Genomic DNA, 17,743 nt, shown 5'->3' with positions numbered 1-17,743 from the left:
CGAGACGCGAATCGGGCCGCACCCCAGGGGATGCGGCCCGATCGTGTTCCGGTCGCTACAGCGGCAGCAAGTGATGCTTGCGCGGGTTGCGGGCAAGAGCTTTGTCCCGCAACAGGTGTAGCGCACGACGGATCTCCAGCCTGGTCGCCGCGGGCTCGATGACCGCGTCGATGTATCCGCGCTCGGCGGCCACCCACGGCGTCGCGACGGTGGCGTTGTAGAAGTCGATCATCTGCTGGCGAATCGCCGCGCGCTGGTCCTCGGGCGCGGCGTCGATCTGCTTGGCTCCGATCAGGCTGACCGCGCTCTCGGCGCCCATGACCGCGATCCGCGCCGTCGGCCAGGCCAGATTCACGTCGGCGCCCAGCTGCTTGGACCCCATCACGGCGTAACCGCCGCCGTAGGACTTGCGGATCACCACGGTGACCTTCGGCACCGACGCCTCCACGTAGGAGAACAGGAACCGTCCGCCGCGCTTGATGACGCCGATCTTCTCCTGCTCCACACCGGGCAGGAACCCCGGCGTGTCCACGACGAAGACCAGCGGGATCTCGAACGCGTCGCACAGGCGCACGAAATGCGCGGCCTTGTCCGAGGCGCGGGCGTCCAGCGCGCCCGCGTACACCATCGGCTGGTTGGCCACCACGCCGACGCTGCGGCCGTCGACGCGGGCGAAGCCGGTGATGACGTTGCGTCCCGCCGAAGCGCCGACCTCGTGGAAGGCGCCGTCGTCGAAGATGCGCAGCAGGATCTCGTGCATGTCGTACCCGGCGTTGTCGGAGTCCGGGACGATCGAGTTCAGTTCCAGGTCGGTGTCGGTGATCTCCGGCTCCAAGCCGGGATTCACGATCGGCGCCAGTTCCTGGCAGCTGGTCGGCAGGTAGCTCAGATAGTCGCGCACCCACTCGAACGCGGCCGCCTCGTCCTTGGCCACGTGGTGGATGTTGCCGTATTCCGCCTGGCTGCGCGCGCCGCCGAGCTCTTCGAGGCTCACGTCCTCGCCGGTGACCTCCCGGATCACCTTCGGCCCTGTGACGAACATGTACGCCTCTTCGGTCGCCACCACCACGTCGGTGTTGATCGGGGCGTAGACGGCGCCACCGGCGCATTTGCCGAGGATCATCGAGATCTGCGGGACCAGGCCGGACAGCGGCTCCTGCCGCCGCCCCAGCTCGGCGTACCAGGCCAGCGAGGTCACCGCCTCCTGCACGCGCGCGCCGCCGGAGTCGTTGATGCCGACCACCGGGCAGCCCACCTTGGCGGCGTACTCCAGGATCCCGGCGACCTTGCGGCCGAACATCTCGCCGACCGAGCCGCCGTAGACGGTCTGGTCGTGCGAGAACACCGCCACGGGCCTGCCTTCGACCAGGCCGTGCCCGGTGACCACGCCGTCGCCGTAGAGCGCGGCGGAATCGCCCGGTTTGCGGACCAGCGCTCCGATTTCCACGAAGGTTCCCGGATCGAGCAGCATGTTGATCCGGTCGCGGGCGCTGGGGATGCCCTTCTTCGCCCGCTTGGCCACCCCCGCTTCACCCGCGGGCTCCTGCGCTAGTTCCAGGCGCTTGCGCAGGTCGGCGAGTTTTTCGGCAGTCGTGCTCACTTGGCCCCTTTCGCCTCGATCGCGGCGAGCTTCGCGGTCAGGTCGGCTCCGATCTTGCCGATCCGCGGTTCGTCGATGATCTGCAGGTGGTCGCCTGCGATGTGGACGACCTCCAGATTCGGGATGTATTCGTTCCAGCCGCCATTGGGCAGCCGGTCGGCGAAGCGCGGCTCCAGCTCGATCATCCCGTCGTGATAGCGATCGGCGAGGTACAGCACCACATTGCCGTCGTACTGGGACGGTTGGGTTTTGGCGAGCTCACGGCTCTCGATCCACGAGGTGCGCTGATGTTCGAGCACGCCCCCGGGGATCTTCGTGCCGCTGATCTTGATCAGGTCGCTGATCATCTTGAACTGCTCTTCGTCGGAGGCCGCGGCCAGCGTCTCCAGCTGTTCGCGGTCCAGTTCACCGTCGACGCCGTAGGTCTTCTTGGCGAAGGCCTGGTAGCGCTCGATCCGGCGCACCCGCTCCTCGGGGCTGTTGTCCTCGCCCTGCGTCGGAATGGCGAGGTCGATCAGTCCGACCACACGCACGTCCGCACCCTCGGCGCGGAGCAATTGCGCGGTCTGCATGGCCAGCACCGCACCCAGCGACCAGCCGTACAACACGAACGGACCATCGCACTGGATCTTGCGCAGCTCGGGCAGGTACTGGCGGGCTCGTTCCTCGATGGAGCCTTCGACCCGTTCCATGCCGTACATCGGCGTATCGGCGGGCAGCCGCTTCAGCAGAGGTTCGTATACGAGCGTGTTCCCGCCGGACGGATGGAACACGAACACCGGCACGGCATTCGAGCCCTCCGCGCGCGCTCGCAGCGGACGAACGAAACCGTCCACGTCCGCGCCGCTGTCCTGCAAGTTGCGGACGATGTCGGCCAACTGCTCGATGGTCTCGCAGTCGAGCACGTCGTCCACGGTGACCTCGGCCTTGACCCGCTCGGTGAGGCGCGCGGCCAGCTTCTCCGCGGTGTCCTCGTCGAGGATCGGCAGCGTGTTGAAGATGCCTCCGGCCGATTTGCCGGTGACCACCGCCCAGGTGGCGAAGGTCAGGCGCTCGGCGGCGTCGCGCGGCGGGACATCGTCCTCGTCGGCGGACGACGGCTTGGCGCCTGCGCCGAAGACCGCCGCGGCCTCGGCAACCGGTTGCGGGGTGGGAGTCGCGTCGCCTCCGGCGGCGTCCTCCGCGCTCGCGGGAACCGAATCGGACTCGGAAGCAGTGGTTTCCGACGACGTGGGCGCAGCGCCTGTCACCGCCGCGACCGGGTCGGCGCCGGTGGCCAGCGCAGCACGGGCCGTGGCGATGAAATCGGCGTCGACGGCCAGCTCGCCCGTACCGCCTGCGGCCTTGTCGGCGGCCTGCTGATCGGCCATCGCCTGCACCTCGTCGCGGTGCTCGATCGCGTACCGCAGCACCTTGCCGACCTCGTGCAGGCTCGCGTCCCGCACGGCCTGCACCTGCAGCTGCGGGATGTCGAACTCGTACTCGACGCGGTTCTTGATGCGCATCGCCATCAGCGAGTCCAAGCCGAGTTCCATCAGCGGGATCTCCATCGGAAGATCCTCGACCGCGTAACCCATGGACTCCGCGACGATCAGGGCGAGCCGTTCCTCGACGCTCTGCGTGCCGTTCGGATCCCACCGGTCGCCGAAGGTCTCGACCACCTCGAGGTCGGCGTCGCTCTGCGGCTGCGCGGCGACCGCCGCCTCGGCCACAACGGGTTCCGGCAGCGCGGCGCCGGAGGTCACCACGGCGTCGAACACCAAGCGGAAGGCGCCGCCCTCCTTGGCGTGCACCTGCACCGAGGCGCCACCGGGATGCGGGGTGAGCGTGGTGGTGAGCGTGCCTGCGGCCGGGATCGGCGCGTGCGGGATCGACGCGCCCAGCGACACGTCGCTGAGCACCTGTGCCGCCGCGGCACGCACGAGTCCGGCGAGATCGGTCACCGCGGACGCCTGCACTTCCCAGACGTGCCTGCCGTCCGGCAGCGCGACGTGCGCACCCGGAAGCCGGCCGTTGCCGCCCGAGGACAGCTGGACCTTCGGCCAGTACTCCTTGCGCACGAACGTGGTGCGCGGAACGTCGGCGTACTCGCCGGGACCGACCAGCGAGAACAGATCCACCTTGTGCCCGTGCACGTAGAGCTGGGCGAGCGCGGCGATCACACCCGCGGACTCGTCCTCCTTGCGCTTGAGCGTGGGGATGAGCTGCGCGTCGTGCACGCCCGCGGCGAAGGTGGTGCCGAGCACCTGCATCAGCGCGACGGAATTCGGCGCCAGCTCCAGGAATGTGGTGTGCCCTGCGTCCACCGCGAGCTTCACCGCGTTGGTGAAGTACACGCTGTGGCGCATGTTCTTGACCCAGTAGTCCTCGTCGTGGATCGGGTCGTGACCGGCGCGGAAGAACTCTTCCTTGTGCACCGTCGAGTACAGGCCGGTCTTCAGCTTGGTCGGCTCGATACCGGCCAGCTCCGCGGCCAGCTCGCCGAGCAGCGGATCCATCTGCGAGGTGTGGCCCGCGCCGCGGGTCTGCAGCACCCGGGCGAACTTGCCCGCCGCCTCCACCCGCGCGACGATCGCCGCGACCTGGTCCTGCGGACCGCCGATCACCGTGTTGGTCGGCGCCGCGTACACCGCGACCTCGACGTCCGGGTACTCCGGCAGCAGGTTCGCCACATCCTCGGCGCTGTACTCGACCAGCGCCATGTTGCGCACGTCGTCGTCGCTGATCATCTGCTCGCCCTCGCCCATGAGGCGGGAACGGGCGCAGATCACGCGCACCGCGTCCTCCAGCGAGAGCCCACCGGCGATGTACGCGCCCGCGACCTCGCCCATGGAATGGCCGACCACCGCTTCGGGTTCCGCGCCGTGCGCGCGCAGCAGCGCGGCCAGGCCGACCTGGATGGTGAAGATGCCGACCTGCGAGGTGCCGACGTTGTAGTCCTGGCTGTCGTCGAGGAACAGCTCGCGCACCGAGTACCCGGCCTCGTCCTGCACCAGCTCGTCGACCTCGTCGACGGCCTTGGCGAAGATCGAGTTCTCCAGGTACAGCTGCTTGCCCATCTTGCGGTGCTGCGCGCCGAAACCGGCCAGCACCCACATCGGACCCATGGCCGCGGGCGCGTCGGCGGTGAAGACGCCGGGCCCCGGCTTGCCCGCCGCGATGGCGCGCAGTCCGGCGATCGCCTCTTCGTGCGTCTTGGCCAGCACCACGCCGCGCGAACGCCAGTGGCTGCGCTTGGCCAGCGACCGCGCCACATCGGCGAGCGGCGTCTGCGCGCCCGCCTCGGACTCCAGCCAGTCGGCCAGTTCGGCGGCGGCGCGGCGGCGGCGCGACGGCAGATAGCCCGACACGGGCAGGATCTGCGGCAACGGGTCGGTGCGCTCGGCGGTCCACTCCGCGACGGCTTCCGCCACCTCGGCCACGACGTCACCGGCTTCGGATTCCGCCGCCGCGTCGGTGGTCTCCTCCACGGTGTCCTCGTCCAGCTGGGACTCCAGCTCGGAGAACGGGGCCTGGCTCTCGGCCGCCACGTACTCCTGGACGACGATGTGCGCGTTGGTGCCGCCGAAACCGAAGCCGGAGATGCCGATGGTGGCCTTGCCGCTGTAGCGCGGGAACTCGGTGGGCTCCTCGACGACCTTCAGCCGCGCCTGGTCCCACGGAATGTACGGGTTCGGGCCCGCGAAGCCGATGTTCGGCGGAATGACGTTGTGCTGCAACGACATGACCACCTTCGCCAGGCTCGCCGCACCGGCGCCGGACTCCAGGTGACCGAAGTTGGTCTTGGCCGAACCGAGCAGCGCTGGCTTGTCGGCTTCGCGGCCACGGCCCACCACGCGGCCGAGCGCGTCGGCCTCGATCGGGTCGCCGATGAGGGTGCCGGTGCCGTGCGCCTCGATGTAGTCCACCGAAGACGGCGCGATGCCCGCATCCCGGTAGGCGCGGCGCAGCACCTCGGCCTGCGCGTCGGGATTCGGGGCGAGCAGGCCGTTGGACCGGCCGTCGTTGTTGACCGCCGTGCCCTTGATCACGGCGTAGATCGTGTCGCCGTCGCGCTCGGCGTCGGCCAGGCGCTTCAGCACCACCAGACCGCCGCCCTCCGAGCGGACCATGCCGTCGGCGTCGTTGGAGAACGCCTTGATATGCCCGTCCTTGGCGACACCGCCGTTGGCGTCGAAACCGAGCGTGGCCATCGGAGCCAGCAACATGTTCACGCCACCGGCCAGCGCCAGGTCGGCGTCACCGTTGCGCAGCGCCTGCACCGCCTCGTGCACCGCCACCAGCGTCGAGGAGCACGCGGTGTCGACGGACACCGACGGACCGCGGAAGTCGAAGAAGTAGGAGACCCGGTTCGGGATGATGGAGCTGACGCTGCCCATGATCGCGTACGCCTCGGCCGACACCGGCACGTTCGGATCGCGCTCACTGCCCAGCCCGAGCGCCGCGAGCAGCATGAAGTCGTTGCCGGAAGAGCCGATGAACACGCCGACCGGCTCGCCCTTGAGCTCACTGGCCGGAATCCGCGCGTGCTCCAAGGCCTCCCAGGTCAGCTCCATCATCAGGCGTTGCTGCGGATCGACCCGCTCGACCTCGACCGGCGACATGGCGAAGAACTCGGCGTCGAAGCCCTTGACGACTTCCTGATCGAGGTAGCCGCCCTTGGTGTTGGCCTTCTCGATCGCCTCGGCCAGCTGCGGCTCGGCCATGAACTCCGACCAGCGCCCTTCGGGCAGCTCCCGGATGCCGTCACCGCGGCCGATAAGGAAGTCCCACGTCGACTCGGGGGTGTCGCCCGCGCCGGGCAACCGCGTCGACAAACCGACGATCGCGATGTCGTGCGCCTCGCCGGGGCGGTAACCCGCGGTGTAGAACGAGTCGTCCTCGGTTTCCTCCGGCGCCTCCGGCTCGCCGTTGATGATCCGCTCGGCCAGCGCGGCGATGGTCGGATGCTGGTACACGATCGTCGCGTTCAGCAGCACGCCGGTCAGTTCCTCGATGTCCCCGCCGAGGGCGATGGCGTCCCGCGAGGCGAGCCCGAACTCCTCCATCGGCCGGTCCACGGTGATCTGCTCGATCGGTTGCCCGGTCGCTTCGGCGACCCAGCGCCGCAGCCATTCACGCAGCTCGGCGACCGACATGTCGGTCTGCGCGCCGCCGTTCGTTGCCTCGGCCGTGGCCGACGCGTCGGCGACTTGCTCCACGGCCGGGGTGTCGGTCGTCTGGGTGGGCGTGCCCTCGTTGTCAGCCATCAATTCCTCAAGCTACCTGTCTGCGTACCGGGCGTACCGTGAATTGACGCTCGGCGCGTGGGAAGCTCGGCGCCGAGCGTCGATGGTCGGTCCGAGGCCGCCCCTGGCAATTACTCTTCCGGTGCATCGGGGAAAGCCTGCTGGGTGTAACCACCCCGCAGCGTTCCCTCCAGATAGGCCGCCCGGCAGGCGCGACGGGCGATCTTGCCGCTGGATGTGCGCGGGATCGACCCCGCGGGCACCAACAGCACGTCACGAACGGTCACGCCGTGGCGCTGGGAGATCGCCGCGCGCACCGCGTCGGCGATCGGCAGCGGATCGGCCTTGCCCGCACCGGGACCGCGCTCACCCACGATGACCAGCTGCTCGGACGCGTCGTCGGCGTCGAACTGCAGACCGGAGTGGCTGCCCTGCTCGAACACCTCGGCCGGGAGCTGGTTGGCGGGCACCGAGAACGCCGCCACGAAGCCGGGACGCAGCGCGCTGCTGGCTTCCTGCGCGGAGAACTCCAGGTCCTGCGGGTAGTGGTTGCGTCCGTCCACGATCACCAGATCCTTCACGCGTCCGGTGATGTAGAGCTCGCCCTCGAAGTACACGCCGTAGTCGCCGGTGCGCATCCAGTTCGCGTCCGGCTCGGTGCCCTCGGCGTGGCTGCCCTCCGGCAGGCGCTCGGTGACCTTGTTGTGGAACGTCGCCGCGGTCTCGTCGGGACGACCCCAGTAGCCGATGCCCATGTTGTTGCCGTGCAGCCAGATCTCGCCGACGTGCCCGTCCGGCACCTCACGGCCGCCGCCGGACTCCACCGACTCCGGATCGATGATCGTCGCCCACTGCGAGAGCGCGACGTAACCGCAGGACACCTGCGCGATCGCGTCCTCGTGGCTCGGGTCGACCTTCACCATGCGCCCCGCGTTGAGTTCCTTGCGGTCGACGTAGGTGACCTTGGCCTCGTCCTCGGCCTTGGTGGCGGAGACGAACAGCGTGGCCTCGGCCATGCCGTAGCACGGCTTGATGGCGGTCTTGGGCAGGCCGTACGGAGCGAACGCCTCGTTGAACTTCTTCATCGACGAGGTCGTCACCGGCTCGCTGCCGTTGATCAGGCCGATGACGTTCGACAGGTCCAGCGACTCGCCGTTCTTCGGCAGTCCGCGCGCCGCGGCGTGCTCGAACGCGAAGTTCGGTGCGGCGGCGAAGGTTCCGGCGCCGTCGGAAACCGCGGCCAGCTCCTTGATCCACCGGTAGGGGCGGCGCACGAACGCGCTCGGCGACATGATGGTGATGTACTTGCCGCCCACCGCGGGCAGGATCACCGTCAGCAGGCCCATGTCGTGGAACAGCGGCAGCCAGGTGACGCCGCGCGAGTTCCAGTCCAGGTTGATCGCGTCGACCATCTGCAGCAGGTTCGTGCCCACCGCGCGGTGGGTGATCTCCACGCCCGCGGGCACCCGGGTGGAACCCGAGGTGTACTGCAGGTAGGCGATGTCGTCGATCGCGATGTCCGGGCGCACCCAACTCTCGCCGACGCTGTCGGGAATCGCGTCCACCGCGATGATGCGCGGACGCTGGGCGGCGGGCAGCGAGCGGAAGAACTGCCGGACCCCGGCCGCGGAGGAGCTCGCGGTCAGGATGGCCGAGGGCTCACAGTCGCCGAGCACCGCGTGCAGGCGATCGGTGTGGCCTGGCTCGTCCGGGTCGAACAGCGGCACCGAGATGGTGCCCGCGTAGATCGCGGCGAAGAAGGAGATCACGTAGTCCAAGCCCTGCGGTGCGAGGATCGCGACCCGGTCGCCCGGGTTGGTCACCTGCTGCAGTCGAGCGGCCACCGCGCGCAGCCGAATGCCGAACTCACGCCACGTCAACTCCTGCGCCTCGCCGTCGCGCTCGCGCGAGTAGTCGATGTAGCGATACGCCAGGGTGTTCGCGTCGTTCCGGGTGTGCTTCTCGACGTGATCAACCAGGGTGTGATCCTCGGGAATACGGATGTTCCCGGTTTCGTCCAGGTAGTCGTCGAAAGTCTCTTCCATTCCTTCTTCTCCTCCGAGGCACACGCAGCAAGACGGCGAGAACGCCGCTTTTACCTGTGAGGCCCCGACTCGCTTTCGCCCGCGGGTGCTCCAAGTGCAGAGCCAGCCTGCAGATTTTGTGCGGTCTGCGCGGTGACCGCTTATCGGCTAGATGTACTCAAACCAGAGTCATGTTACAGAGAAGACCGGCTCACTCGTCCCGCAGCAGGGGAATAACGGGGGCGAACGCGTCCATCTGGGTGGGGAATACACCGACATAGGACATCGAGGTGAGCTGCCGCACACGGCGGATCTGCTCGGCGATCTCCTCGAATGTGCCGATCGCCACGTAGGGCGAGTTCAGGATGTCCTCGACGGACAGCTGAACGTCGACCTCCAGGTTCGGGTGCAGTCCCCGGTCCAACGCCGACAGCGCCATCTCCGCGGTCTTCTCGCGATCGTCGGTGATCACGATGGCGGTGATGGCCCAGTTCAGCTCGATGTCGGCGAACCGGTCACCGGCGGCCTCCTTGATCAGATTCACCTTTTCCACGGCCTTCTCGATGGTGATGCCGGAGAGAAGGCCCTTGCCGTTCTTGGTGGTCACGGGAACGACGGAGATGATGTCGGCGTGCTTGGCGGCCAGCCGCAGCATCTTCGGACCGCCGCCGCCGGTGCAGATCGGCGGGCGCGGACCCTGGCGCGGCCGTGGGGTCCCCTTGACGCCGCGGACCTGGTAGTGCTTGCCCTCGAAGGTGCACTCCTGGCCGCGCAGCAGCACGTCCAGAATGGTCAGCGACTCGTCCAGCTTCTCCAGCCGGACACCGGGCGACTCGTAGGGGATGCCCGCGTTCTCGAACTCCTCCTTGATCCAGCCGGCGCCGACGCCGACCTCGAGCCTGCCCTTGGACAGCACATCGATCGTCGCCAGGTCCTTGGCCAGCACGACCGGGTGGCGGAAACCATTCGCCAGCACCGACGTGCCGAGCCGGATCTTCTCGGTGGCCTGGGTCAGCGCGCCGAGCGCGGCGATCGGCCCGATCTGCTCACCGAGGTGGTCGGGCACCACGAAGGTGTCGAAGCCGTATTCCTCGGCCTGCTGAGCGGTCTGCACGAACTTACGCGCACCGCCCTCCTGCTTGTTTCCTTCGCCGGCCGCCGCGAAGCGGAACGGACGCAACGGAGTGCCCAGCGCGGACAACGCAGCATCCGCGTCACGGCTCGCCGTGGTGGCCGGTGCGGCGGCTTCTGTCATGAACTCATGCTCCTGGCTGTAAGGAAAATACGGGCGCGACGCCCGCTTCCGGACTGCGCTGCGGTGGTGCCCGGCGTCGCGATCACCAGCGCACTTTACAGCGTGCTACCCAACTCGAGTTGCGCTTGTCACGCCAATCGGGTGCGGGGTATCTCACGGGCTGTGAATTTTCACGAATGGGCCGGATGCGGCGCTGCCTCGATGAGGCCCGCCGCCCAGTTCAGCGTCCACTGCGTCGCGGTGGTGCCGTCACCGTCGACGACGTAACTGTTGTAGAGGGTGTGCACCGGGTTGCCCGCGGCCCGGACCAGCGTGTTCACACTGCCCAGGATGTTGAACGGACTCAATGCCTCGCGGGGCGCGTCGCAGATCAGATCGCCGGGCGCGCACATGGTGTAGGTGCGGTCGGCCAGTGCGCCGAAGCCCCCTTGACGGGGGCCGGTCATCGTGATGCCGGGCACGTTCAACCCCTTCAGCGCGACTTCGGCACCGACGCCCGCCGGCGGGGTGCCGATCTGGATCGCCTGGCCGGGGCCGTCCTCGCCCGTGCGGCGTCCGTCGGCGATCAATGTCACGCCGAGCACCAGATCGGCGGGCACCGGACCGGCGCCCGCGCCGATCTGCGCGGCCACGTCACCCGCGATCACCGCGCCCTGGGAGAACCCCGCGAGCACATAGGTGGTCAGCGGGCACTCCTGATGACGCGCGGCCATGGCTTCGACCATCCGCTGGGTGCCCTCGGAGCGGCTGTTGTTGTAGGACTGCTGGCCGTCCGGCGGGATCGCGATCGGATTGGAGAACTGCGCGACGTACGGAACGGTGTAGACGTCCACCCGCTCGCTCGGGAACCGCTGGGCGATCGGGCCGGAGACGTTGAGCATCAGCGACACCGGGTTGGCGGTCGGGTTGTGCGGATCGTCGGCGCTGTTGGACTCCCAGGTTCCGGGCACCGAGATCATCTGCACGTCCGGGCAACTCGCGGGCTGCGAGGTCGGCCGTTCCGGCGGTTTCGGCCCCGGGCCGGGCGGGCGCAGACGCCCCGCCAGCAGATACCACAGCAGCAGGACCACCAGGACGATCAGCAGGACGGCGCCGATCACGAGCAGACATCCCGCCGGCTTGGACCGGCGGGAGGTCGAACGGACGCGCGAACTCACTGGCAGTACGTGGCGCGAGCGGTGGAGATGTAGATCTGCCCGGCCTTCTCCACCGGCATCTTCGCCGGGTCGAAGGAGGGATCGGAACCTGCCATGGCGTTGACGAAGGTCATCAGATCCTGGTCGGACGCGCCCGCGGCGGTGCCCTGGCAGACGTACGCGCCGATGCTCAGCGCGATGTCCGGGCTCGACGGGGTGACACCCTGCTTGGCCAGCTCGTCGAGGAACTTCTTGTCCTTGTCGGTGAGCTTCGAGGTGTCAGCGGGCGGGACGGCCTCGGTCGGCACCGGCTGCGGACGCTCGGGCGGCACCGACGTCGTCGGCTGCTCCGGCGCGGGAGCGGGCTGCCCGGTCTCGGCGGGTGTCGAAGCGACCGGCGAGCTGGTCGCCGCCGTCGTCGTGGTGCGGGTAGGCGATGGCGTGCTCGTGGCGGTCGAATCATTGTCGCCGCACGCGGCGAGCAGGCCGGTCGCGGCGATCGCCACAACCACGCCGACTACCTTTCCCGTGGTCCGATGCATGAATTCTTGTCCTCGATCTGTCACTGAGCGGGGTCGGGTCGCCCACCAGGCTAGCGGTGTTGAATTTGCCTCGCCTTCGCGCGGCGGTGTTCGCGGCCCCCTTGTGGCTCGCGCCCGAGCGACCGCCGCTGGCGACTTCGTCGCGGACGCGGCGGCCACTCGGACGCGAGCCGGGCCGCGAACGGCGCATGCTCGGTCTCGCTTCGCTCGAAAGACGTGGTTGCGGTGCGCTGGGCGCGTCAACGTTCCGGCTCGGACCTCGGGCGCGCGATGCCGCCCGCATCGCGAACGGCGCGCGTTCTCGCTTCGCTCGAAGTCGAGGGCTGGGCCCGACGTGTCGGTATCGGCGTCGTCGCACCACCTCGATGCGCGCCGGGCAGTGTTGGATTTCCGGCGCCTGACACCGTTTGTTCGTGGTCGATGCTCGTTCCCACTTCGCCCGGGAGATGGGGTTGAGGGGAGCTGGTCGCGTCGGTGTTCTTCTGGCTCGGGCCTCGTGCGCGTGAGGCCGCGGCGCAGCGATTGATCGGCCGCGAGTGGGCCGCAATCGGCGGCAGGCCAAGTCTCGCCACCACCGAAATCGGGGGCTCGGCCGACGTGCGGGTGTCCGCAGCGGCGCACGGTCTCGATGCGCGGGCGCAGACCATGAGGGAATCGTGGCGCGCTGAGGACCACACCGCCGAGGCCCGACTACAGCATCGACCGAGCCGAGATTCCGTCCCGCCTGCTCGGCTCCGGGAGTTGGGCCGAGGTCTTGGTACCGGCGGCACCTCACCATTCGCAGTCGGCGCATCGGTCGTGCTCAAAGGGCGTGGACTTCTGTTTTGCCATCGCGCAGTGTGATGAAACCGCCCTGGAAGTTCTGTTGCACGCCGTCGGAGATGGGGAACTCGTCGCCGGTGGGGAAGCCGAGTTTGCCGTTCTCGTAGCCGGCGTCGCGCCAGGCGTCCAGGATCGGGCCGTTGCGGACCGCCCATGCGCCGGAGACCGGGCTCCAGTAGATGGCGCCGCCTTCGAAACGGCTGAAGCGGCCCGCGTCCTTCACCGTCTGCTCCTCGGCGACCGGGAAGCCGAGGGGGCTGTTCTCGAAGCCCAGCTGGGCGTACTTGCCGAGGATCAGCCCTTGGACGCGATGCACGCCGGTGGCCTGGCTGTAGTAGAACGGACCGTTCTCGAAAGCTTGCACGGCGCCGTCGCGACTCGGCGTCTTCGCCTCCGGCGCTGTCGGGTAGCCGGCGGGGCCGCGCTCGAATCCCTGCTTGCCCCACTCGTCCAGGATCGCGCCGCGGACCATTTGAGCGCCGGTCTGCGGTGTCCAGTACAGCGAGCCGTGCTGGAAGGGCTGGAACCGGCCGCGGCCGTCCTCCAGCGCGCGTTCCTCGCCCGTCGGCAGGCCGAGCGGTCCGGCGGGCCCGCCCGCCGCCTGGTATCCCGGCCCGAAGACGCCGCCGACCGGGTAGGCGCCCCTGTCCGGCGTGAAGAACACCCGGCCGCCCTTGAAGTCCTGGGCGGTGCCTCCTGCCACCGCGTACTCCTCGGTGACGCATTCACCCAGCCAGCCCGCCGCGGCGGCCACCGGACCGATCGCGCCACCCGGCTGACACGCGGGCTTGCCCGGGTCGACGCCGAGCGCGGAGGCGGCCTGACTCCAGGACTGGCGCATCTCGAAATCCCAATACGGCCAGGAATGGGTGCCGGACGGGCGATAGTTCACCTGCGCCGGAATGGCCAGCTTGGACAGTTTGGTCACGAAGTTCTGCGAGGTGAGCCGGGAGAGGATCTCCAAGCCCATGCCCGCGACGTTGGTGCTCACGCCCGGAATGCCGAGAGCGCGGTCGTAGGGACCGATCGCGCCGCTGCCGCTGGAGACGTAGATGCTGATGCCCCGCAACTTGTCGGCCAGCACGTACGGGTCGTGCGCCTCCCATTCCGGCCCGGTCTGCGGGCCCCACATGGCGGCGGAGTCGAAACCGCCCGCGTCGCGCATGGCGAACTCGATGGCCTGCGGCATGCCCAGCGTCGTCGTGGTCAGGAACCCGGAGTAGGACGCGGCGTGCCGGACGAAGCCCGGATTGCGGGCGGCGAGGAACATCGCGGCCGTGCCACCCATGGAGAGACCTTCCACGCCGCGCACCGGCGTCGCGCGCCAATGGCTTTCCAGCAGCGGCGGAAGCTCTTTCGTCAGGAAGGTCTCCCACTTGTAGGTGCGGCCGTTGTCCGGCTGGAGCCAATCGGCGTAGAAACTGGACTGTCCGCCCACCGGCAGCACCACGGTGACGTTCTTGTCGGCGAAGAAATCGACCGCCCCCGCCTCTTTCGTCCAGCCGTTCTCGTCGTCGGTCGCACGCAGACCGTCGAGCAGGAACAGGACGGGGAACCTGGCCTCGGGACGGGCGTTCCAGTCCCTCGCCAGCAACAACTGGACCTGGATCGGCACCCCCATCGCGGGCGAGGTCACCCACAGCGCGACGCGGCGGTCGCTGAGCCACTGGACCCGCTCCAGGGCGGGCGCGGCCACGGCAGCGGTGGGCTCCGCGACGGCGGGAGCGTCGACGGGCACGCTCGCGGCTAGCGGGACCACCATCGCGGCGGCGAGCAGCATGAGCCGCTCGCGTGCCGAACGAGCGACGAGACGCCCGCGTATGCCACAGCTACCGCGCGTAATCCCTGCCACAAGAGCTTTGTACTCCCGTTATAGCGACGTTTACGGGAGACACGCGCTGTACAGCAAACTATGTTCGCTGCGATGCGATCGAGACTGCCCCCGAACGCAATTCAGGCCGCACCGAATCGGTGCGGCCTGAATGCGAGAGGCGGATCAGATCACCAGGAGCCGGTGGCGTCCAGGATCATGTTGCGCGAGGCGAACAGCTGGCCCTCCCAGTACTTCCAGGAGTGCGTGCCCGCGGCAGGGAAATCGAACCGCGCGGGGATACCCAGCGAGTTCAGGCGGGCCTGGAACGCGCGGGTGTTCACCAGCGAGAGGGCTTCCAGCGCCATCGCGTTGCCGGTGTTGAACACGCCGACCGCCGAGTTCGGCTGGTCGAACTGGCCCGGCAGGCCGCTTGCGGCCGAGATGTACATCGGCAGGCCGCGCAGCTGCGGCGCGAAGACGAACGGGTCCATCCGCAGCCACTGCGGGCTCCACGGCGCGGCCATCGCGTCGACGTTGAAGCGGCCCGCGTCCAGCATCGCGATGCGGATCGCCTCGCGCATACCCGGCGCGGAGATGTTCAGGTAGCCCGAGTAGGAGGCGGCGAACTTGAACTGGTCGCGGTGGTAGGCCGCGAGCGCCAGCGCCGCGCTGCCGCCCATGGACAGGCCGACGACCGCGTTGTTGGTGCGGGAGACGCCGTAGCCCTCGAGGAAGGCGGGCAGTTCCTTGGTGAGGAAGGTCTCCCACTTGTAGGTGGTCTTCTGACCGTTGGTGTTCGACGGCGCGTACCAGTCGGTGTAGAAGCTGGACTGACCGCCGACCGGCATCACCAGGGTGATGTTGTCGTTGGCGAACTGCTGCATCGCGTTGGTCTCGAACGACCAGGCGTTGCGGTCGTCGCGGGCGCGCAGGCCGTCGAGCAGGTACAGCGCCGCGTTGCCGCCGCGCGATGCCCACTGCACCTGGACCTTGATCGGGCCCATGCTGGAGGGGACCATCAGGTCCTCGTAGCCGCCCGCGGGCGACCGCAACACCGGCGCGTACGCCGACGGCGCCGCCGCGGCGACGGTCGGGGTTGCCAGACCTGCGGCGATCGGTAGCGCCAGCGCGGCGGCACCGACAGCCAGAATTCGATTACGCCAACCGCGAGGTGCGCCTCGCCGTCCCGACGGTGTTCTCTTCGGCGCGGCGGCCCTGCCGAAACGCATGAATCCTGCTCTCTTTCTGCTGTTGTGGTGCCACTCGCCGCCCGAGGGGCGAAGCGGCACCCGTGTTGCCAACGAGACGCGCGTCACGGACATGGTCCCGACAATCCGATCCCCATGACGGCGCTACAACGATCTGGTCACACTTGCGCTCGCTGGACGATATTCGACGCCTCTCGCTTTAGCAAGATCCGGGTCTTTCCACTGGCCGAAATCCGTCCGTTCGCGCAAGGTAATGATGCGGTGACCTTATCGCGTTCTCCCGGTGATGTCGTGTTGGATCGCAAGAATATTCGCGCTCCTGGCGGGAACTGTCACCGATCCGAGATCTACGCAATCCAGACACCTGTCACCCGCCCCGACGGGCAGCCAACACGGGCTACCGGCAGAAGGAGAGCCCGATCGGCCAGTGACCACACCGTGATCGGGAGCGATATCTGCCGTGATAGCCATCGAGACGCTAGCGGGCAAACAATTCCGAACAGCCATAACCAAGCAACAGCTATCACATAGCAAACATGACTGCGGCTGCCCAGAACCCCGAAGCTCACCCCACGGCTCCCTAACTGCCCACCCCTCACTCCCCCACGCTCGGCAGCTGAGCCCCCTACATTCCTCCAACCTCGACGGCAGGCAAAACCACTACCGCCCAGCAACACAACCTCACAAAAGGCAAACAAAATGCCCCCGCCAGCCCCGGGCGCAACCACAAAGCGCAAGATCCCCACCCCCTGAACCCCCTCGAGTGCGAGTCTTACGAGCACCGTTCGCGGCCCGGCTCGCGTCAGAGCGGACGAAGCGCATGCGCCGCAGGCGCGAGTCTCGTCCGCTCTGACGCGAGCCAAAAGGGGGCCGCGAACACGCGGCGCCGCAGGCGCCGCCAAACAACTCAGCCGATGTTGGCCGACATATCCGGGATCATTCGCATCGCCTCGTCGGCCCAGTTGTTCCAGGCGTGGATGCCGAACGGCGGGAACGAGTAGACGGCGTTGCCGCCGCCCAGGGTCGCCATCCGGACCTGGAACGCGCGGGTGTTGGCCAGCGCGAGGGCCTCCAGCCCCATGCCGGTGAGGGTGTTGAAGCTCGGCGGGTCGCTGGCCGCGGGCAGGCCGCTGGCCGCGGCGATCCACAGGCGGGTGCCGTTGCGGATCAGGTTGGGCGCGAAGACGAAGGGGTCCATCCGCAGCCACTGCGGGCTCCACGGCGGGGCCATCGCGTCGACGTTGTAGCCGCCCGCGTCCAGCATGGCGGCGCGGATCGCCTCGCGCATGCCCGGCGCGGAGTTGTTCAGGTAGCCGGAGAACGAGCCCGCGAAGCTGAACTGGTCCGGGTGGTAGGCCGCCAGGGTGAGCGCCGCGCTGCCGCCCATCGACAGGCCGAAGGCGCCGTTGCGGTTGGGGTTGAAGCCGAGCCGGTCGCGCAGCGCCCAGCGCAGGTTGTTGGTCAGGAAGGTCTCCCACTGGTACCGGTAGCTCTTGCCGGGCCCGCCCGCGAACCCGTCCAGCCCGCCGGAGCCGGTGCTGGAGCCGGAGCCCGCCGGGATGCCGAAGAACTCGCTCGGCGCGATCCAGTCGGCGTAGAAGCTGGACATGCCGCCGACCGGCATGACCACGTTGATGTTCTGACTCGCCAGCACCTGCGGGATGTTGGTCTCGATCTCCCAGCCGTTCAGCGTCTCCGGCGCGCGCATGCCGTCCAGCACGTAGACGACGCGGTTGGTGTTGCCGTCGGCGGCACGCAGGATCCGGGACTTGATCGGACCCATGCCGGAATCGACCCAGAAATCGAAGGCCGCGGGATCGAACGCCGCGGATGCCGTGGCGCCGGTGCCCGCGATGGTCGCCCCGAGCGGCAGCAGCATCGCCGCGGCGATGCCGAGGGCGGACCGCCGCAACCACGAACCCGCTGTTCGGGACCTCAGGGACCCGCGCTTCCCGCGCGCACTACGCATCACATCGACCTTTCCCTCGGGCGGCCTGGCATTGGCAAACTTCTAGCGATCTCCACCGGGCCCACATCGAGCACCGAGGCGCGACGCCCACCGCAGAAACGGACGAATCGACCTTGGCGCATGCTGTTCGGGTATCAATTGGAGAC

At 68.5% G+C, this 17,743-nt stretch carries 9 protein-coding genes; all 9 read right to left on the bottom strand.

Annotated features, from left to right (window positions below; all coding sequences use genetic code 11):
• Window positions 1–55: 55 nt before the first annotated feature.
• The 9 genes from U3653_RS03185 to U3653_RS03145 all read right to left on the bottom strand — a co-directional run bounded on the left by U3653_RS03185 (window position 56) and on the right by U3653_RS03145 (window position 17,597).
• Window positions 56–1,600 carry an acyl-CoA carboxylase subunit beta gene (locus U3653_RS03185; RefSeq protein WP_195079697.1) on the bottom strand — a complete coding sequence of 515 codons (1,545 nt, stop codon included), beginning with the start codon at window positions 1,598–1,600 and terminating at the stop codon, window positions 56–58.
• Window positions 1,597–6,849 (bottom strand): polyketide synthase Pks13, encoded by a 5,253-nt coding sequence (pks13, locus tag U3653_RS03180; RefSeq protein WP_195079696.1) that lies wholly within the window; start codon window positions 6,847–6,849, stop codon window positions 1,597–1,599. Before pks13 ends, U3653_RS03185 begins: the two co-directional genes overlap by 4 nt.
• A gap of 110 nt (window positions 6,850–6,959) precedes the next feature.
• Window positions 6,960–8,873, bottom strand: coding sequence for a long-chain-fatty-acid--AMP ligase FadD32 (gene fadD32 / locus U3653_RS03175; RefSeq protein WP_195079695.1), 1,914 nt, complete (start codon window positions 8,871–8,873; stop codon window positions 6,960–6,962).
• Between the two features lie 190 nt (window positions 8,874–9,063).
• On the bottom strand, window positions 9,064–10,107 hold the full coding sequence (locus U3653_RS03170) for an LLM class F420-dependent oxidoreductase (RefSeq protein WP_084486091.1): 1,044 nt from the start codon (window positions 10,105–10,107) through the stop codon (window positions 9,064–9,066).
• 170 nt (window positions 10,108–10,277) lie between these two features.
• Complete coding sequence (locus tag U3653_RS03165) at window positions 10,278–11,270, bottom strand: cutinase family protein (RefSeq protein ID WP_397069718.1); 993 nt, start codon at window positions 11,268–11,270, stop codon at window positions 10,278–10,280.
• Complete coding sequence (locus U3653_RS03160; protein ID WP_323124451.1) at window positions 11,261–11,755, bottom strand: DUF732 domain-containing protein; 495 nt, start codon at window positions 11,753–11,755, stop codon at window positions 11,261–11,263. The genes U3653_RS03165 and U3653_RS03160 overlap by 10 nt, the downstream gene beginning before the upstream one ends.
• A gap of 832 nt (window positions 11,756–12,587) precedes the next feature.
• A complete protein-coding gene (locus U3653_RS03155) occupies window positions 12,588–14,387 on the bottom strand; it encodes an alpha/beta hydrolase-fold protein (RefSeq protein WP_195079693.1) in 1,800 nt (599 codons plus the stop codon).
• Window positions 14,388–14,608: 221 nt separating this feature from the next.
• Window positions 14,609–15,649, bottom strand: coding sequence for an alpha/beta hydrolase (locus U3653_RS03150; RefSeq protein ID WP_323124363.1), 1,041 nt, complete (start codon window positions 15,647–15,649; stop codon window positions 14,609–14,611).
• Window positions 15,650–16,535: 886 nt separating this feature from the next.
• Window positions 16,536–17,597 (bottom strand): alpha/beta hydrolase, encoded by a 1,062-nt coding sequence (locus tag U3653_RS03145; RefSeq protein ID WP_195079692.1) that lies wholly within the window; start codon window positions 17,595–17,597, stop codon window positions 16,536–16,538.
• Between the last annotated feature and the right edge of the window lie 146 nt (window positions 17,598–17,743).

Origin of the sequence: Nocardia implantans, from assembly GCF_035544775.1 — a bacterium.
Classification (GTDB): domain Bacteria; phylum Actinomycetota; class Actinomycetes; order Mycobacteriales; family Mycobacteriaceae; genus Nocardia; species Nocardia implantans.
This window is presented reverse-complemented; position numbering and strand designations above follow the sequence as displayed.